Origin of the sequence: Streptomyces sp. NPDC085927 (genome assembly GCF_044540975.1) — a bacterium.
GTDB lineage: Bacteria > Actinomycetota > Actinomycetes > Streptomycetales > Streptomycetaceae > Streptomyces > Streptomyces hirsutus.
Window position 1 is genome coordinate 488,089 of record NZ_JBITSN010000001.1, and the last position, 19,336, is coordinate 507,424.

The following is a 19,336-nucleotide window of genomic DNA, read 5'->3' on the forward strand; positions in this document are numbered from 1 at the left end:
TCGACGATCCTGTGTGGAGCACAGCCAGCCCCTCACTTCGTTATCAGACGCCTACATGCGCCCCACCGTTCGTACGAATCGGACGATGATCACACGGGGCCGGACGAACACGGGCCGGACGAACACGGGGCCGGGCGGACACGGCGTCAGACGAACAGGCTGAGCGCCGCCGCGACCACGAAGCCCGCCACCGACAGGACGCTCTCCAGCACCGTCCAGGTCTTCAGCGTGTCCCGCTCGCTGATGCCGAAGTACTTGGCGACCATCCAGAACCCGCCGTCGTTGACGTGCGAGGCGAAGATGGAGCCCGCGGAGATGGCCATGATGACCAGCGCCACGAACGCCTGGGAGTGGTCCCCCTCGGACAGCAGCGGGGCGACGATGCCCGCCGTGGTGACGATCGCCACCGTCGCCGAGCCCTGCGCGACCCGGAGCACCACGGAGATCAGGTACGACAGGACGATCACCGGCAGGCCGACGTCGTTGAACGTGTCGGACAGCGCCTGGGCGACGCCGCTCCCCTTGAGGACCGCGCCGAAGACACCGCCGGCGCCGACGACCAGCAGGATGTTGCCGACCGGCTTCAGCGAGGACGTCGAGACGGTCTCCAGGGACTTGCGGGACCAGCCGCGCCGGATGCCGAGCAGGTAGTACGCCATGAACAGGGCGATGGTGAGCGCGACGAACGGGTGGCCGAAGAACTCGACGACCGAGCGCAGCGTGGACTCGTCCAGGGCGATCGAGGAGAACGTCGAGGCGAGGATCAGGATGAGGGGCGTACCGATGATGCCGAGGACGGTGCCGAGCGGCACGGGCGTCTCGCGCGGCGCCACGCCTGCGGCGCGCTGCTCGTCGAGGACGGCCTGGCGGGACTCCTCGGCGGCCTCGACCATGTCCTGCGGTACGGCGACGAAGATCCGCTTGCCGATCCAGGCGGAGTAGACCCAGGCGGCGACGACGGCCGGGAGGCCGGTGACGACGCCCATGAGGATGACCCAGCCGAGGTCGACGTCGAGCAGTCCGGCGGCGGCGACCGGGCCGGGGTGCGGGGGCAGGAAGGCGTGGGTGACGGACAGGCCGGCGAGCAGGGGCAGGCAGTAGAGCAGGATCGACTTGCCGGAGCGCTTGGCGGCGGCGTAGACGATCGGCGCGAGGACGAAGATGCCGACGTCGAAGAAGACCGGGATACCGAAGATCAGGCCGGTGAGGCCCATGGCGAGCGGGGCCCGCTTCTCGCCGAACAGGCCGAGCAGCCGCGATGCCAGGACCGCGGCGCCACCGCTGACCTCGAGGATCGCGCCGAGCATGGTGCCGAGGCCGATGATGATCGCGACGTGGCCGAGGATGCCGCCCATGCCGGACTCGATGGTGGACACCGCGTCCGAGCGCTGGACCGTGCCGAAGAGTTCGGTGACCGACAGGCCGGCCATCAGGCCGACGGCTATGGAGACGCCGAGCAGCGCGACGAACGGCTGGAGCCGCACCTTGATGATCAGGAAGAGGAGCAGCGCGATACCGATGGCGGCGACGGTCAGCAGACCGGCGGTGCCGTCGATGAGGAGGAGCAGCCCTCCGGTGTGCGGTGGTGTCTCGGCCGCGGCGTCGGCGGCGAGCGAAAGGGACGGGTGGGACATTCGGGGGTCCTCTGCTTGAGCACATACAGCTTTCGGGCATGGGGGATCGCGGCACGGCGTCACAGGGGTGGCGGACGCCGTGCCGTGGCATACGGGGTGCGGGGTGGTGACCGGAAAAGGTGAGGAGCGAGGGTGAGTGCGCGTCAGCCCAGGACGGCCAGTGCGTCGATCTCGATGAGGAGCCCCGCGGGCAGGCCGACGTAGACGGTCGTGCGCGCGGCGGGCGGCTGGGTGAGGCCCTGCTCCTCGAAGTAGGTGTTGTAGAGGCCGTTCATCTCGGCGAAGTGGTCCACGTCGGTGAGGTAGACGCGGATCATCATCACGTCGTCCCAGGTCGCGCCGCCCTCTTCGAGGATCGCCTTGACGTTGGCGAGGGTCTGGAGGGTCTGCTCGCGCAGGGTGGGGCCGGCGGGCGTGGGCGGCTTGCCCTCCTCGGCGGGGAGGAACCCGACCTGGCCGGCGACCTGGAGGATGTTGCCCTTGCGCACGCCGTGGGAGAACTTCGCGGGCGGGGTGGTGTGCGTGCTCGGGGTGAGGGCGGCCTTCTCGGTTTTCTCGGTCATGCGGGGCGGTTCCTTCGCTGGAGTCACTGGAGTTCTGCCGGGGTCCGGCCGGAGTACTCGCCGCTGATCGCGTCCGCGGTGCGGCGGACCAGCGGGAGCAGGGTGAGGAGTTCGTCGGCGGTGACGACGACGTTCGGCGCGGAGACCGACATCGCGGCGACCACCCGGCCGTCGGCGCCGCGGATCGGCGCGGCGACGCAGTTGATGGACTCCTCGTGGCCGCCGAGGTCGGTGGCCCAGCCCTGTTCGCGCACCTTCTCCAGCTCGCGCAGGAACGCGGCCGGGTTGGGCGTCGAACGGGACGTGTACAGGGGGTAGTCGAGCTTCTCCGCTAGGGCGCGGCGCTCGTGTTCGGGCAGGTCGGCGAGGAGCAGCTTGGCCACGGCGGCGACGGTGATGGCGACGGGCTTGCCGATCCGCGAGTACATGCGGACCGGGTAGCGGCTCTCCACCTTGTCGATGTAGAGGACCTCGTTCTCCTCGTGGACGGCGAGGTGCACGGTGTGGCCGCACTGCTCGTTGAGGCGGACGAGGTGGGCGTGGGCGATCTCGCGGACGTCGAGGTTCTCCATCGCCTCCTGGGCGAGGGCGAAGAGGCGGGCGCCGAGCCGGTAGTGCTGGTCGGACTGGCGGTAGACGAGTCCGTGCTCGTGCAGGGTGCGCAGCAGCCGCAGGGCGGTGGACTTGTGCACGCCGAGCCGGTCGGCGACCTGTCCGAGGTCGGCGGGCCCTTCGGCGAGCAGCGGCAGGATGCTCAGTGCGCGGTCGACGGTCTGGCTCATGGGGTACGTACCTCCTCCTCGGCCCGGTCCGCGCCCGCATCCGTGTGCGTGCCGGCGGTGGCGGTCTCGGTCCAGCCGGGGCCGAGACGCAGTCTCCCCCACGCCGTGTCGTCCAGGGCGGCCAGCCGGTCGGCCAGGTCGCGGGCGGGGGGTGCGGCGAGGTCGCCGGGGACGGTGAGGGCGGCGGCGGCCATGAGGTGGCCGTGCCGGAGCCGGTCCCGTACGGGCAGGGCGCGCAGGGTGGCGGAGAGGAATCCGGCGGCGAAGGCGTCCCCGGCTCCGACGGCGGCGACGACGTCCACGCCGAGGGAGGGGACGAACGTCCGGGCGCCGTGCGGGCCGTAGGCCGTGGCGCCGCGGCTGCCGTGCTTGACGACCAGGATCTCCGGCTCGGGCAGCGCCTCGCGCACGGCGGCGGCGTCCCGCAGGCCCCAGGCCTCGCGCGCCTCGTCGTCGCCGACGAGGACGAGGTCGGCGCCGCGGGCCAGTTCCAGCAGTACCCCGGGGCCGTGGGCGTCGCCGGCGCGCCACAGTCCGGGCCGGTGGTTGACGTCGAAGGAGACGAGCGGGCGGCCGGGGCGACGGGTGGTCAGCTCCCGTACGAGGTCCAGGCAGCCGCCGGAGAGGGCTGCGGTGATGCCGGACAGGTGCAGGACGCGGGCGGCGCGGGCGGCGGCCAGGTCGACGGTGCCGGTGGTCATCGCGGACGCCGCGGAACCGGTGCGGTAGTAGGCGACCTCGTGGGCGTCGGTGGCGCGGTCGCCGGCGGTGCGGAAGTAGATGCCGGTGGGGCGGTGCGGGTCGCGCCGGACGGACGACACGTCGACGCCGTACTCCCCGATCGCCCGCAGGAGGTGGTCGCCGAAGCCGTCCCGGCCGACCGCGCTGATCCAGCGCGCCGAGTGGCCGGCCGCCGCGAGGACGCAGGCGGTGTTGGACTCCGCGCCGCCGATGGCCCGCTCGAAGGAGGGCACGTCGGCGAGGGGGCCCGGCCGGGAGGGCAGGAACGTCACCATGGACTCGCCCAGCGCGACGACATCGACGGTCTCCACGACGTCGGGGGCGGTGCGGGGTCCGGTGGCGGTCACGGTGGAGTGGCTCCTCGATGCGGCGGGGTCGGGCGGTGCGGGGCGGTGTCGGTGGTGCGGAGCGGGGGCGGGACGGGTGGCGCGGGGCCGGGTGGGGACGGATCGTCGGTGTCTGACCGCATTGTCCTCGCCGGCCGCCGGGACCCGTTTCCATTGACCCCGTGTGGCCGAGATGTTAGACAGCGGTAAGCGACATACGCAATGGGTGTTGCAGAGAACGCAACACACCAGATCAGGGAGGCTCTGATGGTCCTCGACCCCGGTTCCGACGCCTACACGCTCCTCGCGGAGGAACGCGTCGACCACCGTTTCAAGGGCCTCCCGCCGGACGCCGACGGGCTGACCGTCGGCGAGCTGGCCGCCCAGCGCCGGAACCTGTTCACCGACGGTTTCACCACCCCGGTGCTCGCACTGTCCGCCGAGCGCCTGGAGCACAACCTGAAGCTGATGGAGACGTACGCGGCCCGCCACGGCCTCGCCTTCGCCCCGCACGGCAAGACGTCCATGGCCCCGCAGCTCTTCCGGCGCCAGATCGAGCACGGCGCCTGGGGCATCACGCTCGCGGTGCCGCATCAGGTGCGGGTGGCGCGGGCGTTCGGCGTACGGCGGGTGTTCCTCGCCAACGAGCTGGTGGACCCGGCGGCCCTGCGGTGGATCTCCGGCGAACTGGACGCCGACCCCGGCTTCCGGTTCGTCTGCTACGTCGACTCCGTGCGCGGTGTCGAACTGATGGACGCGGCCCTCACCGGGTCCGCCCGCCCGGTGGACGTCGTGGTCGAACTCGCCGGGGGCGAGGGCGCCCGGACCGGGGTGCGGACGGAGGTGGAGTGCGCCGCCGTCGCCGACGCGGTGGCGGGCGCGCGCGGTCTGCGGCTGGTCGGGGTCGCCGGGTACGAGGGCGAGGTGCCGGACGCCGACCCGGAGCGGGTGCGGGCGTGGCTGCGGCGCCTGGTGGCCCTGGCGGTGGACTTCGACAAGGCGGGACGGTTCGCGGGCCTCGACGAGATCGTGGTGAGCGCGGGCGGCAGCGCCTGGTTCGACGCGGTCGCCGACGTCTTCGCGGAGATCCCCGAACTCTCCCTGCCCGCGCTGAAGATGCTGCGCTCGGGCGCGTACGTCTCGCACGACGACGGGCACTACCGCGAACTGACCCCGTTCAACCGGGTACCGGAGGAAGGCGCGCTGGAGCCGGCGTTCCGGCTGTGGACGCAGGTCGTGTCCCGGCCGTCCGCCGGGCAGGCCTTCGCCAACGCGGGCAAGCGGGACGCGGCCTACGACCTCGACCTGCCGTTCGCCCAGGTGGTCCGCCGAGGCGGCACGGAGCGCCCGGCGGCCGGGATCTCGGTCGTCTCCCTGTCCGACCAGCACGCCTGGCTGCGTACCGCCCCGGAGGCCGACCTGGAGGTCGGCGACTGGCTGGGCCTCGGGCTCTCCCACCCGTGCACCTCCTTCGACAAGTGGGTACTCATCCCCCTGGCGGAGGCGGACGGCACGGTGGTCGACTACATCCGTACGTTCTTCTAGGAGGCATGTCATGGAAGAACTCGTCATCCGGGACGCCGACGTCGTGGACGGCTCCGGCGACAGCGCGTACCGCGCGGACGTGGTCGTCGACGGCGGCCGCATCGTCTCGATCGTGAAGGAGGCGGCGGCAGCGGGCTGTCAGCGCCCGAAGGCCCGCCGTGAACTGGACGCCGAGGGACTGGTCCTCTCCCCCGGCTTCATCGACATGCACGCCCACAGTGATCTGGCGCTGCTGCGCGACCCCGACCACAGCGCCAAGGTCGCGCAGGGCGTCACCCTCGAAGTGCTGGGCCAGGACGGCCTGTCGTACGCGCCGGTCGACGACCGCACGCTCGGCGAGGTCCGCCGCGCGATCGCCGGGTGGAACGGCGACGGGGACGACATCGACTTCGACTGGCGGTCGGTGGGCGAGTACCTGGACCGGCTCGACCGGGGCATCGCGGTCAACGCCGCGTACCTGATCCCGCAGGGCACGGTCCGCGCGCTCGTCGTCGGCTGGGAGGACCGGGAGGCCACCCCCGCGGAGCTGGACCGGATGCGGCAGTTGGTCGCGGAGGGCATGGAGCAGGGCGCGGTCGGCATGTCGTCGGGACTGACGTACACGCCCGGCATGTACGCCAGGGACGCCGAACTCACCGAACTGTGCCGGGTGGTGGCCCGGTACGGCGGCTACTACTGCCCGCACCACCGCTCCTACGGGGCGGGTGCGCTCCAGGCCTACGAGGAGATGGTGACGCTCACCCGGGAGGCGGGCTGCCCGCTGCACCTGGCGCACGCGACGATGAACTTCGGTGTGAACAAGGGCAGGGCGCCCGAGCTGCTGGCCCTGCTGGACGACGCACTCGCCGACGGCGCCGACATCAGCCTCGACACGTACCCGTACACGCCGGGCTGCACCACGCTGGTCGCCGTGCTGCCGAGCTGGGCGAGCGAGGGCGGACCGGAGGAGGTCCTCAGGCGGCTCGCGGACGACGCGACGGCCGAACGGATCCGGCACCACCTGGAGGTCACCGGCTCGGACGGCTGCCACGGCGTGCCCATCGAGTGGGACACCATCGAGATCTCCGGGGTGGGCGACCCCGCGCTGGGCGAGTACGTGGGCCGCACGGTCCAGGAGTCGGCCGCGCTGCGCGGCGGGAGCCCGTGGGCCCTCGCCCGCGAGCTGCTGCTCAAGGACAGGCTGGCCCCCTCGATCCTCCAGCACGTCGGCCACGAGGAGAACGTGCGGGAGATCATGCGGCACCGGGTGCACACCGGCGGCTCGGACGGCATCCTCCAGGGCGCCAAGCCGCACCCGCGCGCGTACGGCACCTTCCCGCAGTATCTCGGCCGGTACGTACGGGAGTTGGGCGTGCTGACGCTGGAGGAGTGCGTCGCGCATCTGACGTCCCGGCCGGCCGCCCGGCTGCGGCTCGCGGACCGCGGGCTGGTCCGCGAGGGTTACCGGGCGGACCTGGTCCTCTTCGATCCGGAGACGGTGGCCGCCGGCTCCACCTTCGAGCAGCCCCGGGCACTGCCGACGGGCATCCCGTACGTGCTGGTCGACGGGCGGTTCGTGATCGAGGACGGGCGGCGCACCGACGTCCTGGCGGGGCGGGCGGTCCGCAGGTCCCCCCGCTGACCACCCGTCCGGTCCGCCTCGCGTCCGGTCCGCCTCGTGTCCGGTCCCGCTCGTGTCCGGTCCCGCTCGTGTCCGGTCCCGCTCGTGTCCGGTCAGGCCGGCCCTTCGGCTGGGGCTTGGGCTTGGGCTTGGGCTAGGGCTTGGGCAGGGTGCAGGCGCTCGCGGCGAGGTCGAGCACGCTGTCCGCGCCGAAGCACGCGGTGAACGGGTAGGTCTGCTGGGCGTAGTTGATGCCCCGGCGGACCGTGACCACGCCGTTGGCGTCGACCTCGCACGGGTTGTTGACCGTGCAGCGCTCGCCGTCCTCGTTGCCGGTGTTGTTGACGGCGACCACCTTGCCGGTGGCGTCGTCGACGACCGGCGATCCGGAGGTGCCGCCGATGGTGTCGCAGGCGGGGGTGTAACGGACCGAGTCCTTCCAGGTCCAGTTCCCCTCCTTCAGCCGGTGCGCGAATCCGTCGACGGAGCAGCTGTAGATCCGCTTCCAGTAGCCGGAGACCACGCTGATGGCGGTCCCGGCCGCCGGGCGGGTGGCGGAGAGGGTGAGCGCGTCGATGCCGTACGCGCTCCTGATCTGCGCGTAGGTGGTGCCGAGCCGGTAGACCGCCGCGTCCGTGTCGGTCATGGTCGCGTACACGAGCCGGTCGGCGCGCAGGGTGGCGACCCGGGAGCCGGAGGAGTTCAGCAGTCCGAAGCTGCGGCTGGAGGCGCGGTCGACGAGGACCTGGCCGGCCGCGGGGAAGCCGCTCTCCAGGCAGTGGCCGTTGGTGAGCACCAGCGCGGGGTCGTCGTCCGCCGAGTGGGGCAGGCGGACGACGGAGCCCGAGCAGTTGCTCAGCGAGACGGTGCCCGCGAAGTTCACCGCGGCGGCCTTCGGCCCGGTGAGACCGGACAGGGTGTCCGCCGCGGTGCCGGCGACGCTGTCGACGAGGTCGAGCACCGTGGTCGAACCCGGACCCGGACTCGGACCCGAACCCGAGCCCGGACCCGAGCCCGGGTCGACGCCGGCGCCCGCGGCCGGGTCCGCGCCCGTGGGGGTGGGCGCGGCGGCGGCCGCGGGGGTCACGCCCGCCCCGGCCAGGGCCAGGGCGCAGAGCGCGACGACGAGAGGTTTTCTCATGTGGGGGTCCCCTCCTGCGACGAATCCCGTGAAGGGCGGCGGGATTCCTCCGGTCACCCACAGGATCGATTGACATGGACATTGTCAACACGTCGCAACAGGGGGACAAGACGCTGTTTCCGGCCTTCCGGCCGGAAGGTTCCGCCGCCCGGACCACCCTCCCGGCATCGACGGCAGGAGAGGCGCCCGCGACGGGGAGGCCCGGTGCGGAGGTGATGGAGGCGGCTTTCACGGCAGCTTCAACGGCGGCACCCGGGACCGCCCACAGGGCCGCCCCAGGACCGCTTCCGGGACCGCTTCCGGGGCGAGCCGCCGGACATACCACCCGAACCGAAGCACCTCGCGTGGCGGATAACACGCCGCAAACGGCATTACCGGGCCGTAAACTCCGAGCATGCAGGTGATCCAGTCGACCAAGCTCGCCAACGTCTGTTACGAAATCCGGGGCCCGGTGCTCGAGGAGGCGATGCGGCTGGAGGCGGCCGGGCATCGCATCGTCAAGCTCAACACCGGCAACCCGGCCGCGTTCGGGTTCGAGTGCCCGCCCGAGATCCTGGAGGACGTCCTCCGCAACGTGTCGTCGGCCCACGGCTACGGCGACGCGAAGGGGCTGCTGGCCGCGCGCCGGGCGGTCGTGATGCACAACCAGACCCTCGGCATCGAGACCGACGTCGAGCACGTCTACATCGGCAACGGCGTCTCCGAGCTGATCGTGATGGCGATGCAGGCGCTGCTCGACGACGGGGACGAGGTGCTGGTCCCGTCGCCGGACTATCCGCTGTGGACGGCGGCCGTCGCCCTGTCCGGCGGCACGGCGGTGCACTACCGCTGCGACGAGCAGTCCGACTGGATGCCGGACCTCGCCGACATCGAAAGCAAGGTCACCGATCGCACCAAGGCGATCGTCATCATCAACCCGAACAACCCGACCGGCGCGGTCTACGACGAGGCGATGGTCAGGAGCCTGACCGACATCGCCCGCCGGCACAACCTGCTGGTCTGCTCGGACGAGATCTACGACAAGATCCTCTACGACGACGCCACGCACACCCCCACCGCCGCCGTCGCCCCCGACCTGCTCACCCTCACCTTCAACGGCATGTCGAAGGCGTACCGGGTGGCCGGATACCGGGTGGGCTGGATGTCGATCTCCGGGCCCCGCGCGCACGCCGACTCCTACATCGAGGGCCTGACGATCCTGGCGAACATGCGCCTGTGCGCGAACATGCCGGGCCAGCACGGCGTGGTCGCCGCGCTCAGCGGACGCCAGACGATCAACGATCTGGTGCTGCCGGGCGGCCGGCTGCGCGAGCAGCGGGACACGGCGTACGAGCTGCTGACCCAGATCCCGGGCGTGACCTGCGTGAAGCCGAAGGGGGCGCTGTACCTCTTCCCGCGTCTCGACCCCAGCGTCTTCAAGATCAAGGACGACCGGCAGATGGTCCTCGACCTGCTGCGCAGGGAGAAGATCATGGTCGTGCACGGCACGGGCTTCAACTGGCCCGAACCCGACCACTTCCGGGTGGTGACCCTGCCCTCGGCCGACGCCCTGCGGGACGCGGTGGGCCGGATCGCCCGCTTCCTGGACGGCTACCACCAGCCCTGACCCTGCGTGTCCATCCCGTCCGGTTCTGTCAATGACTCAACTTTAGACGAGTTCTAAGCTAGGATGGTTTCCTGATAGCACTCTGGAGGCCATCCATGTACGAACCGATCCGCACCAAGTCGGTCCACCGCACGATGGCCGGCGCTCCTGACGACTTCCCCGGCCGCTCGCGCGAGGCGGAACTGGACATCCAGCTCGCGGGCCATCTCGCCGCCCTGCTCGCCGTCACCGACGAGCTCCGCGTCGTGGCCCCCTCGGCCGATCTGGACACGGCGGCCGAGCGGCTCGCCGAGCAGGTGACCCGCCTGCGGGGAGGACGCAGGCCGGCCCGTGCGTCGGCGACCACGAGCGGGAGCGCGCCCTGCGTCACCGCCCTGCACCGGCAGGCGCACGCCCTCGCGGGCCGCGCCCTGGTCGTCGCCGCGTCCCGCGCCGACACGGTGGCCGCGATTCTGGCCGCCGAGCGGATGGACGCGCACACCGCGGCTCTCGAGTCACGCGAACTCGCGTCCCGCTGAGCCCCACCCCGGGGCTCCACCAACGGCCCCGGTCCGCGTGCACCCACAGCGACGCGCGGACCGGGCGCCTCGCACCACCCGCAGCCGACGGGGCACTCCGTGCAGCACGCCCGGAGTGCCCCGTCGCCGTTTTCCCGCAGGACCGGAATCGAAGAACGCCCGGCCCTCCGCACCACCGGGCAGCCGCCGACTTCGTCTCCGCGCACCCTTTCGACTTGATGCTCGGCGTCGGGGCCGCCCATGCCTTCGGCGGCCCGCTCCCCCTCTCGCGGCGGCACGCAAGCATCCGGCTCCGGGCGGACACGTCCTGGTCGGTACCGGCACCGGGGCCCGTCGTGCCCACCACGACGACATCACGCTTCAGTCAGTGATCAGTGATCAGCGGTCCGCAGTCCGGCCAGCAGAACCTCGAGCAGGCGCTCGGTCCGGTGGAGCGAAGCGCTGCTCGTACGCGTGAGGAGCTGGTAGAGAACGGAACCGATGAGAGCGTCGGCAACCGCTTCGAGGTCGGCGTCGGCGCGGAATTCGCCGCTCGCCACTCCCGCGCCCAGGCAGCTCACGACGGCCTCGTGCTGCGCGCGGGTGTGGTGCCGGTAGAGGCTTTCGGCGTCGTGCGGGCTCTCGGCGGCGGCAGCGATCAAAGCGAGGATCATGGCCGCGTGGCGCGGGTCTCCGGCCGATGCGGCGTAGACCCGGAACCAGGCGGTCAGCTGCTGGGCGGCGCCGCCGGTGCTCCGCTCGCCGGACGGGCGGAGGCCGGGCACGGCAGCGAGAAAGCTGCGCAGCACGGCATCCCCGACGAGGGCGGCTTTCGAGGACCAGCGCCGGTAGACCGTGGGTTTGCCGACCCCGGCCGCGGCGGCGACCTTCTCCATCGACAGACCGGCATAGCCGTCGCGCAGGAGGACCTCCCGCACCGCGTCGAGGATGGCCTCGTCCCTGGCCGCGTCCCGGGGCCGTCCAGGCCGCCGCACCTCATTCATGGCGGCCATCCTACGAGGGTATATTTCAGTTACGAAACGTATCGTAAAGTTATTGGGAGGTATCCGTGGGCACGAACGTGGTCGTCGTCATCGGTGTGGGCGGAATGGGGCAGGCCATCGCCCGCCGCCAGGGCACCGGCAACAAGGTGCTGCTCGCAGACTTCGACGAGAAGACCCTCGACTCCGTCGCGAGTCTTCTGCGCGGGCAGGGACACGACATCGTCACGCAGCCGGTGGACGTCTCCTCACGCCTTTCGGTCGCCGCTCTCGCGGACACGGCGGCCCGGCTCGGCCCCGTCACCCAGGTCGTGCACACCGCGGGCCTCTCTCCCGTCCAGGCCCCCGCCGCCGCTGTCCTGAAGGTGGACCTGCTCGGTACGGCGTTGGTCCTGGAGGAGTTCGGGCGGGTCGTCGCCCCCGGCGGAGCCGGCCTGGTGATCTCCAGCATGGCCAGTCACATGCTGCCCGCCCCCCTGAGCGCAGAGCAGGAGCAGGCCCTCGCCCACACGCCCGCCGACGATCTGCTGGACCTGCCCTTCACCGATCCGGAGGTCCTGGGACGGGGCACCTACGGGACGGCCAAGTACGGCAACCGGCTGCGCGTCCAGGCCGCCAGCACCTCATGGGGCGAACGGGGGGCCCGGGTCAATTCCATCAGCCCCGGCGTGATCGCCACTCCCATGGGGCAGCAGGAACTCGACGGGGACAGCGGCCGGACGATGCGCGCCATGGTCTCCGCGTCGGGAACCGGCCGTCTGGGCACTCCCGACGACATCGCCGAGGCCGCCGCCTTCCTGCTCGGCCCCGGCGCCACCTTCATCACCGGCAATGACCTGCTCGTGGACGGCGGTGTCGTCGCGGCCGTCCGCACCGGCCGTCTCACTCCGGGCGCCTGACGCGGAATACCGGGGCACGGTGACCTGCCCGGGCCCCGGCCTGCGTCCGCCGCCTCCCGAACGACCACCGGCCCGCTCCGCCCGGGCGAACCCGTCACCCACGTGATCCGGCATCTCGGTGAGGGCGTCCCCGTCACCGTCCGGGTGTCCCGCGAGGGCGGCCGTACGCGGCTGGAGGCCACCGCCCCCGGCCCCCGCGCCCTGCCCGTCCTGTGCGAGGCGGTCACCGCCGGCGGCGAGCCGGGCCGAGGGATCACTCCGCCCGGCGCGCCGGCGCCGCGGCGGGAGAACCGACAGGCCGTCCCGGTCTCCGCCGTGACGGGACGAGGCCGTCGACTCGGTCGTACGGACCCTCCGGCGGGCGCGGCTCACACCGGGCCGGGAACCTCCGGAGCGGCATCTCGAGCACCTGCTCGAGCTGCCCCACGAGGAGGCACGGCAGGTGGTCGAGCGCGTGGGCGAGGAGGAGCAGCAGCGGACGCTCTCGCGGTGTCCGGAGGACCGGGCGACGTGGCGGAGGGCCGTTGACCGGTCCCGGCAAGGGTCCCGGCAAAGGGCGAAGGCCCGTCGCCGCCCGTTCCCGTCGGGGCGGACGGGAGGGTGACGACAGGCCCAGGGCCCCCCACGCCGTTGTGCGGGGCCTCGCCGGTCTGGTGGTGCGTTCACCGCGGCCGGCCGTGACGATGGTGCTGGTCAGGGCGCGATCGGAGCCGGCCGCGGCGTCTTGGTTCCCCTGTCCGGGGAAGCGGGCGTGATCAGCCCAGGCGCTGCACCAGGGCGCGGTACTCGTCCCACAGCTCGGTGGGCGTGTGGTCGCCGAAGGTGTTGAGGTGATCGGGGACCAGGGCGGCCTCCTCGCGCCACACCTCCTTGTCGACGCTGAGCAGGAAGTCCAGGTCCGCGTCGGCCAGGTCGAGACCGTCCGTGTCGAGGGCCTCCTTGGTCGGCAGGATGCCGATCGGGGTCTCGACGCCGTCCGCCTTGCCCGCCAGGCGCTCCACGATCCACTTCAGGACGCGGCTGTTCTCGCCGAAGCCGGGCCAGACGAACGTGCCCTCGTCGTTCTTGCGGAACCAGTTGACGTAGTAGATCTTCGGCAGCTTGGACTGGTCCTTGTCCTTCGCCACGTCGATCCAGTGGCCCATGTAGTCGCCCATGTTGTAGCCGCAGAACGGCAGCATGGCGAACGGGTCGCGGCGCAGTTCGCCGACCTTGCCCTCGGCGGCGGCGGTCTTCTCGGAGGCCACGTTGGCCCCGAGGAAGACGCCGTGGTTCCAGTCGAAGGACTCCGTCACCAGGGGGACGGCGGTGGCGCGGCGCCCGCCGAAGAGGATCGCGGAGATCGGCACGCCCTTGGGGTCCTCCCACTCGGGCGCGATGATCGGGCACTGGGCGGCGGGGGTGGTGAAGCGGGCGTTGGGGTGGGCGGCCGGGGTGCCCGACTCGGGCGTCCAGTCGTTGCCCTTCCAGTCGGTCAGGTGGGCCGGGGTCTCCTCGGTCATGCCCTCCCACCACACGTCGCCGTCGTCGGTGAGGGCGACGTTGGTGAAGACGGAGTTGCCCCACAGGGTCTTCATCGCGTTGGCGTTGGTGTGCTCACCGGTGCCGGGCGCGACGCCGAAGAAGCCGGCCTCGGGGTTGATCGCGTGGAGGCGGCCGTCCTCGCCGAACCGCATCCAGGCGATGTCGTCACCGATCGTCTCGACGGTCCAGCCGGAGATCGTGGGCTCCAGCATGGCGAGGTTGGTCTTGCCGCAGGCGCTCGGGAAGGCGGCGGCGACGTACTTCGACTCCCCCTGGGGCGGGGTGAGCTTGAGGATCAGCATGTGCTCGGCGAGCCAGCCCTCGTCGCGGGCCATGACGGAGGCGATGCGCAGGGCGTAGCACTTCTTGCCGAGCAGGGCGTTGCCGCCGTAGCCGGAGCCGTAGGACCAGATCTCGCGGTCCTCGGGGAAGTGCGAGATGTACTTGGTCCGGTTGCAGGGCCAGGGCACGTCCTTCCGGCCGGGCTCCAGGGGGGCGCCGACGGAGTGCACGGCCTTGACGAAGAAGCCGTCGTCGCCGAGTTCGTCCAGGACGTCCTGGCCCATGCGGGTCATGGTGCGCATGGAGACGGCGACGTACGCGGAGTCGGTGATCTCGACGCCGATCGCGGACAGCGGCGAGCCGAGGGGGCCCATGCAGAAGGGCACGACGTACATCGTGCGGCCCTTCATGGAGCCGCGGAAGACGCCCTTCTCACCGGTGAAGATCTCCCGCATCTCGCCGGGGGCCTTCCAGTGGTTGGTGGGCCCGGCGTCCTCCTCCTTCTCGGAGCAGATGAAGGTGCGGTCCTCCACGCGGGCGACGTCACTGGGGTCGGAGGCCGCGTAGTAGGAGTTGGGGCGCTTGATCGGGTCGAGTTTGCGGAACGTGCCCTTGTCGACCAGTTCTTCGCTCAGCCGCTGGTACTCGGCCTCGGAACCGTCGCACCAGACCACGTGGTCCGGCTGGGTCAGCTCGGCGATCTCGTTGACCCAGGAGATGAGTCCCTGGTGGGCGGTGGGGACGCTGGGAGCCGCGATGTCGCGCGCCACGATTGCTCCTAAGTGAGGGTTCTTTGACTGGAGGGCCCCGTGGGGGCTGCGGCCCGGATGCTTCACGGTGGGGTCTTGGGCGCTCATCCGGTACCGACCGCACTCATTTGATCCTCTGATGCGAGTGCCCATCTGTCCAGGGGGTCTCACATGTGAGCAGAGTGACGCTGGCCACGGTTTCCTGGGAGGGCGGGTGCGCACGCTGGGTTTCTTTACGGGCACGTTGCGTTCACCCGACCATTCCTTTACCGCCCGGCCCGCGACTCCCCCTCGGCTTCCCGGGCGGCTTCCGCCCGCGGCTTCCCCGGACGGCTTCCGCGTGCGGCTTCCCTGCGCGACCTCTCCGCCGGCCCGGGATGCGCCATGGGGCGTACCGGCGAGTACGTCACGTGAGAAGATGGCCACTCCGGCAAGATCGATCCCGGTGCACCGACCCGTAACTTACGGTTCCGTAGGTACGATGGCGGCTATGACAGCGTTCGCCCCCGACGCCCCCGACGCGCCTGATGCACCCACAGGACAGCCGGCCGAAGGCCGCGGCCCGGTCCCGCTCTCCCTCCCCCATCCGGTCAAGCCCAAGCTCCGCGGCTGGCTGCACCTGGGCATGTTCCCCGCCGCCCTGGTCGCCGGACTGGTGCTCGTCGCCCTCGCCGACTCGCCCCGGGGCCGCTTCGCCTGCGCGGTCTTCGCGCTGACGGCCTGCCTGCTGTTCGGCGTGAGTGCCCTGTACCACCGGGGCGACTGGAGCCCGCGCATGGACGGAGTGCTCCGCCGCCTCGATCACGCCAACATCTTCCTGATCATCGCCGGCACCTACACGCCGCTCACCCTGCTGCTCCTGCCGGAGGCCAAGGGCCAGTGGCTGCTGTGGGGCATCTGGGCGGCCGCCCTCGCCGGGATCGCCTTCCGGGTGTTCTGGGTGGGCGCCCCGCGCTGGCTCTACACCCCCTGCTACATCGCGATGGGCTGGGCCGCCGTCTTCTACCTCCCCGACTTCATGCGCACCGGCGGCATCGCCGTCCTGGTCCTGGTGATCGTGGGCGGGTTGCTCTACAGCGCGGGCGGGGTGATCTACGGCCTCCAGAAGCCCAATCCGTCACCGCGCTGGTTCGGCTTCCACGAGGTCTTCCACTCCTTGACCCTGGCCGCCTTCATCGCCCACTACGTGGGCATCTTCCTGGTGGCCTCCCAGCACGGATAGCCGAGGGGCGCCCCGGGCCACCGGCCCGGAGCGCCCGGAAATCCCGGGGTCACGGGCCGCGCACATGACATCCTGGCCCGGTGAACGGTCCCGAGATCCACGTCGAGTTCGCCCCCGAACTGCTCGTCTTCGTCCCCCGGGCACGCACCACCGGCGCCACGACGGCCCCGGCCGACGGCGTCTCCAGCCTCGGTCACGTCGTCGAGTCCCTCGGCGTGCCGCTGACCGAGGTCGGCGCACTGCTCGTGGACGGCCACGAGGTGCCCGCCTCGCACCTCCCGGCCGCGGGCGAATCGGTCACCGTCCGCCCCGTCGCCCGCCCCCAGCGCGTACCCGGCGCCCCGCTCCGCTTCCTCCTCGACGTCCACCTCGGCACACTGGCCCGCCGGCTGCGGCTGCTGGGCGTGGACACGGCGTACGAGTCGACGGACATCGGCGATCCCGCCCTGGCCGCCCGGTCCGCGTCCGAGAAGCGGGTGATGCTCAGTCGCGACCGCGGGCTGCTGCGCCGCCGGGAACTGTGGGCCGGCGCGTTCGTCTACAGCACCGGGCCCGACGAGCAGCTCCCGTACGTCCTGGACCGGTTCCGGCCCGAGCTGCGCCCCTGGACCCGCTGCACCGCCTGCAACGGGCTGCTCCGCGCCGCCACCAAGGACGAGGTCGCCGACCAGCTGAAGAGCGGCACGCACCGCTCGTACGACGTGTTCGCGCAGTGCGCCGACTGCGGCCGCGCCTACTGGCGGGGCGCGCACCACGACCAGCTGGAGGCGATCGTGGAACGCGCGCTGGGCCGGGCCGCCCAGGGGAGCTGAGCGGCCCGGCCCGTTCGGCGGTTCGCCGTCCGGCTTCGTGCGGCCCGTCCTCAGCCGCGCCGGACGCCGCCCTTGCCGCAGGCGGCGCCGTCGCGGTTCCGGTCCAGCCGCAGCGGGTCGCGCCCGGCCGCCGTCTCAGCCGCCCAGGGCCGCGCTCAACCGATCGGGATCGGTCGTCGGCATGTCACAGGTGAAGTTGCGGCAGACGTACGCGGCCGGTTCACCGCCCACCAGGGGCCGGTCGGCCAGCAGTGGGAACTCGTCGCTCTCCGGCGTCCCGACGGCGACCACCGTGCCCGGGGCGGTGCCCAGAAGTGCCGTACGGTGCAGGGCCGTGGTGGCCGGGTCGTCGAGTGCCGGGCCGACCACCGCGACCTCCCGCGGGCCGTCCAGCGCCGCCTCGGCGACCGCGAGCCCCCAGCCGACGAACCGCGGCACCCGCGGGCCGAGCGCCTTCACCACGCCCAACGCCCTTTCCGCGGCGGTGCGGTGGGCCGTGGAACCGGTCTGCGCCGCGTACCCCAGCAGCGCCCCCGCGGCGGCCGTCCAGCCGGACGGGACGGCGTTGTCCGTCGGGTCCTGCGGGCGCCGGATGAGCCGCTCGGCGTCGGACGCCGTGTCGTACAGGGCGCCCGACTCGGGGTCGGTGAAGCGGGCCAGCACATGGCCGAGCAGCAGCCCGGCGAATTCCAGCCACACCCCTTCCCCCGTCACCGAGGCCAGCGCGAGGAAGCCCTCGGCGACGTCGGCGTAGTCCTCCAGGACGCCGGCATTGGCGCCGACACGGCCGTCCTTGCTGGTCCGGGCGATCCGGGCGTGGTCGTCGAGGTGCACCCGGACCAGCAGGTCGGCGGCGGCGACGGCGGCCTCGGTCAGGTCCGGCCGGTCGAAGTAGGCACCGGTCTCGGCGAGCGCGGCGATGGCCAGTCCGTTCCAGGCGGCGACGACCTTGTCGTCCCGGCCGGGAGCGGGACGGGCGCCGCGCGCCGCGAGCAGCCGCTCCTTGATCCCGCCGGGGCCGGCGATCCGGCCGGCGTCGAACACCTCGTCCTGCTGGGGCAGCTGGAGGACGGAAGCGCCTTCCTCGAAGGTGCCCTCCTCGGTCATCCCGAAGTACCGCATGGCGAGTTCGGCGTCCTGCTCGCCGAGCACCTCCCGCACCTGCGCGGGCGTCCAGACGTAGTACGCCCCCTCGACGTGCCGCCCCGTCCCGCCCTCCCGTCGCCCGCCACCGCCCTTCTGGGGACGCCCTTCGGGCACCACCACCTCTTCGCTGTCGGCGTCGAGCGCGGACGCGAACCCGCCCTCCGGCGTACGCAGTTCGCGGACCATGAAGTCGGCGGTCTCCAGTGCGACCCGGCGCGCGAGCTCCGACCCGGTGGACCGCCAGAGGTGGGCGTAGACGCGGCACAGCAGGGCGTTGTCGTAGAGCATCTTCTCGAAGTGCGGAACCACCCAGTCCCGGTCGACGGAGTAGCGGGCGAAGCCGCCGCCGAGCTGGTCGTAGATCCCGCCGCGGGCCATCCGCTCGGCGGTGTCCCGCGCCATCTGCAGGGCGCCCTCGGCGCCGGTGCGGGCGTGGTGCCTGAGCAGGAACTCGATCACCATGGACGGCGGGAACTTCGGCGCCCCGCCGAATCCGCCGCGCTGCGGGTCGTACTCCCTGGTCAGGCCGAGCAGTGCCTGCGACTGCTGCGCGTCGCCGGGCAGCTGCGCGTCACCGTAGGAGATCTCCCGTCCGGCCAGGTCCCGCACGATCTTCCCGGCGACCTCGGCGACCTCGTCCCGGCGCTCGTCCCAGGCCTGGTGCACGCCCTGGAGCAGCTGCCGGAAGGACGGCATGCCCTGGCGGGGCTCGGGCGGGAAGTAGGTGCCGAAGTAGAACGGCTCGGCGTCCGGGGTGAGGAACACGGTCATCGGCCAGCCGCCCTGCCCGGTCGCCGCCTGCACGGCCTCCATGTAGACGGCGTCCACGTCGGGGCGCTCCTCGCGGTCCACCTTGACGTTCACGAAGTGCGCGTTCAGATAGTCGGCGGTGGCCTGGTCCTCGAACGACTCGTGGGCCATCACATGGCACCAGTGGCAGCTCGCGTACCCGACGCTCAGCAGGACGGGCACGTTCCGCTCGCGCGCCTCGGCGAAGGCCTCGTCCGACCAGGGCCACCAGTCGACGGGGTTGTCGGCGTGCTGAAGGAGGTAGGGGGACGTCTCGTGGGCCAGTCGGTTCGGCATGAGTCCATCCTGCCCCAGTACCGGCACGACACCACTGTGCCCATGCGCCCGGCCGCTGCCCGTTACCCGGATGTCCGCCCGGGCCTCCGCCCTGGCGTCTCCTCGGGCGGCGCCTCGCCCCCTCTTCCCCGAGATATGGCGTGTACAGGACACCCGGCCCACGCATAACCGGAGGGGCTC

Annotated in this window: 15 protein-coding genes; 7 read left to right on the forward strand and 8 right to left on the reverse strand. The window is 72.0% G+C overall.

Features of this window, described 5'->3' with window-relative positions:
• Positions 1-146: 146 nt before the first annotated feature.
• From ACIF80_RS02280 to ACIF80_RS02295, 4 genes are all read right to left on the reverse strand, one after another.
• Complete coding sequence (locus tag ACIF80_RS02280) at positions 147-1,634, reverse strand: GntP family permease (protein ID WP_399798291.1); 1,488 nt, start codon at positions 1,632-1,634, stop codon at positions 147-149.
• A gap of 143 nt (positions 1,635-1,777) precedes the next feature.
• A complete protein-coding gene (locus tag ACIF80_RS02285; protein WP_399798293.1) occupies positions 1,778-2,197 on the reverse strand; it encodes a RidA family protein in 420 nt (139 codons plus the stop codon).
• A gap of 23 nt (positions 2,198-2,220) precedes the next feature.
• A complete protein-coding gene (locus ACIF80_RS02290) occupies positions 2,221-2,979 on the reverse strand; it encodes an IclR family transcriptional regulator (RefSeq protein WP_399798295.1) in 759 nt (252 codons plus the stop codon).
• A complete protein-coding gene (locus tag ACIF80_RS02295) occupies positions 2,976-4,067 on the reverse strand; it encodes a sugar kinase (protein WP_399798298.1) in 1,092 nt (363 codons plus the stop codon). The genes ACIF80_RS02290 and ACIF80_RS02295 overlap by 4 nt, the downstream gene beginning before the upstream one ends.
• A 246-nt stretch (positions 4,068-4,313) precedes the next feature.
• Between ACIF80_RS02295 and ACIF80_RS02300 the strand changes: the two genes are divergently transcribed.
• Complete coding sequence (locus ACIF80_RS02300; protein WP_399798300.1) at positions 4,314-5,591, forward strand: amino acid deaminase; 1,278 nt, start codon at positions 4,314-4,316, stop codon at positions 5,589-5,591.
• Positions 5,592-5,601: 10 nt separating this feature from the next.
• Entirely contained in the window at positions 5,602-7,212 is a 1,611-nt protein-coding gene (locus ACIF80_RS02305; protein WP_399798302.1) for an amidohydrolase family protein, read from the forward strand.
• 133 nt (positions 7,213-7,345) lie between these two features.
• Here the strand turns inward: ACIF80_RS02305 and ACIF80_RS02310 are convergent, their stop codons facing one another.
• Positions 7,346-8,332 carry a trypsin-like serine peptidase gene (locus ACIF80_RS02310; protein ID WP_399798305.1) on the reverse strand — a complete coding sequence of 329 codons (987 nt, stop codon included), beginning with the start codon at positions 8,330-8,332 and terminating at the stop codon, positions 7,346-7,348.
• Positions 8,333-8,726: 394 nt separating this feature from the next.
• Between ACIF80_RS02310 and ACIF80_RS02315 the strand changes: the two genes are divergently transcribed.
• Positions 8,727-9,938, forward strand: coding sequence for a pyridoxal phosphate-dependent aminotransferase (locus ACIF80_RS02315; RefSeq protein WP_399798307.1), 1,212 nt, complete (start codon positions 8,727-8,729; stop codon positions 9,936-9,938).
• A gap of 95 nt (positions 9,939-10,033) precedes the next feature.
• The gene (locus ACIF80_RS02320; RefSeq protein WP_399798310.1) at positions 10,034-10,456 is read left to right on the forward strand and encodes a hypothetical protein; all 423 of its coding nucleotides are present in this window, start codon (positions 10,034-10,036) and stop codon (positions 10,454-10,456) included.
• A 371-nt stretch (positions 10,457-10,827) separates the two neighbouring features.
• Here the strand turns inward: ACIF80_RS02320 and ACIF80_RS02325 are convergent, their stop codons facing one another.
• Entirely contained in the window at positions 10,828-11,448 is a 621-nt protein-coding gene (locus tag ACIF80_RS02325; protein WP_399798312.1) for a TetR/AcrR family transcriptional regulator, read from the reverse strand.
• A 56-nt stretch (positions 11,449-11,504) separates the two neighbouring features.
• Between ACIF80_RS02325 and ACIF80_RS02330 the strand changes: the two genes are divergently transcribed.
• On the forward strand, positions 11,505-12,335 hold the full coding sequence (locus ACIF80_RS02330) for an SDR family oxidoreductase (RefSeq protein WP_399798315.1): 831 nt from the start codon (positions 11,505-11,507) through the stop codon (positions 12,333-12,335).
• Positions 12,336-13,090: 755 nt separating this feature from the next.
• On the opposite strand, the gene ACIF80_RS02335 is transcribed toward ACIF80_RS02330, so the two are convergent.
• Entirely contained in the window at positions 13,091-14,911 is a 1,821-nt protein-coding gene (locus ACIF80_RS02335) for a phosphoenolpyruvate carboxykinase (GTP) (RefSeq protein ID WP_399798317.1), read from the reverse strand.
• 469 nt (positions 14,912-15,380) lie between these two features.
• On the opposite strand from ACIF80_RS02335, the gene ACIF80_RS02340 reads away from it, so the two are divergent.
• Both ACIF80_RS02340 and ACIF80_RS02345 read left to right on the forward strand, forming a co-directional pair.
• Positions 15,381-16,112: a hemolysin III family protein gene (locus ACIF80_RS02340; protein WP_399798319.1), complete on the forward strand. Its 732-nt coding sequence runs from the start codon at positions 15,381-15,383 to the stop codon at positions 16,110-16,112.
• A gap of 80 nt (positions 16,113-16,192) precedes the next feature.
• On the forward strand, positions 16,193-16,924 hold the full coding sequence (locus ACIF80_RS02345) for a Mut7-C RNAse domain-containing protein (RefSeq protein WP_399798321.1): 732 nt from the start codon (positions 16,193-16,195) through the stop codon (positions 16,922-16,924).
• Between the two features lie 135 nt (positions 16,925-17,059).
• On the opposite strand, the gene ACIF80_RS02350 is transcribed toward ACIF80_RS02345, so the two are convergent.
• Positions 17,060-19,156 carry a thioredoxin domain-containing protein gene (locus ACIF80_RS02350; RefSeq protein WP_399798323.1) on the reverse strand — a complete coding sequence of 699 codons (2,097 nt, stop codon included), beginning with the start codon at positions 19,154-19,156 and terminating at the stop codon, positions 17,060-17,062.
• Positions 19,157-19,336: the final 180 nt, after the last annotated feature.

Bases quoted from the DNA above. Each gene is read 5' to 3' on its own strand.
- ACIF80_RS02285 (WP_399798293.1), bottom strand. From the start codon at position 2,197: ATGACCGAGAAAACCGAGAAGGCCGCCCTCACCCCGAGCACGCACACC.
- ACIF80_RS02280 (WP_399798291.1), bottom strand. From the start codon at position 1,634: ATGTCCCACCCGTCCCTTTCGCTCGCCGCCGACGCCGCGGCCGAGACA.
- ACIF80_RS02290 (WP_399798295.1), bottom strand. From the start codon at position 2,979: ATGAGCCAGACCGTCGACCGCGCACTGAGCATCCTGCCGCTGCTCGCC.
- ACIF80_RS02305 (WP_399798302.1), top strand. From the start codon at position 5,602: ATGGAAGAACTCGTCATCCGGGACGCCGACGTCGTGGACGGCTCCGGC.
- ACIF80_RS02325 (WP_399798312.1), bottom strand. From the start codon at position 11,448: ATGGCCGCCATGAATGAGGTGCGGCGGCCTGGACGGCCCCGGGACGCG.
- ACIF80_RS02320 (WP_399798310.1), top strand. From the start codon at position 10,034: ATGTACGAACCGATCCGCACCAAGTCGGTCCACCGCACGATGGCCGGC.
- ACIF80_RS02310 (WP_399798305.1), bottom strand. From the start codon at position 8,332: ATGAGAAAACCTCTCGTCGTCGCGCTCTGCGCCCTGGCCCTGGCCGGG.
- ACIF80_RS02300 (WP_399798300.1), top strand. From the start codon at position 4,314: ATGGTCCTCGACCCCGGTTCCGACGCCTACACGCTCCTCGCGGAGGAA.
- ACIF80_RS02315 (WP_399798307.1), top strand. From the start codon at position 8,727: ATGCAGGTGATCCAGTCGACCAAGCTCGCCAACGTCTGTTACGAAATC.
- ACIF80_RS02340 (WP_399798319.1), top strand. From the start codon at position 15,381: ATGACAGCGTTCGCCCCCGACGCCCCCGACGCGCCTGATGCACCCACA.
- ACIF80_RS02350 (WP_399798323.1), bottom strand. From the start codon at position 19,156: ATGCCGAACCGACTGGCCCACGAGACGTCCCCCTACCTCCTTCAGCAC.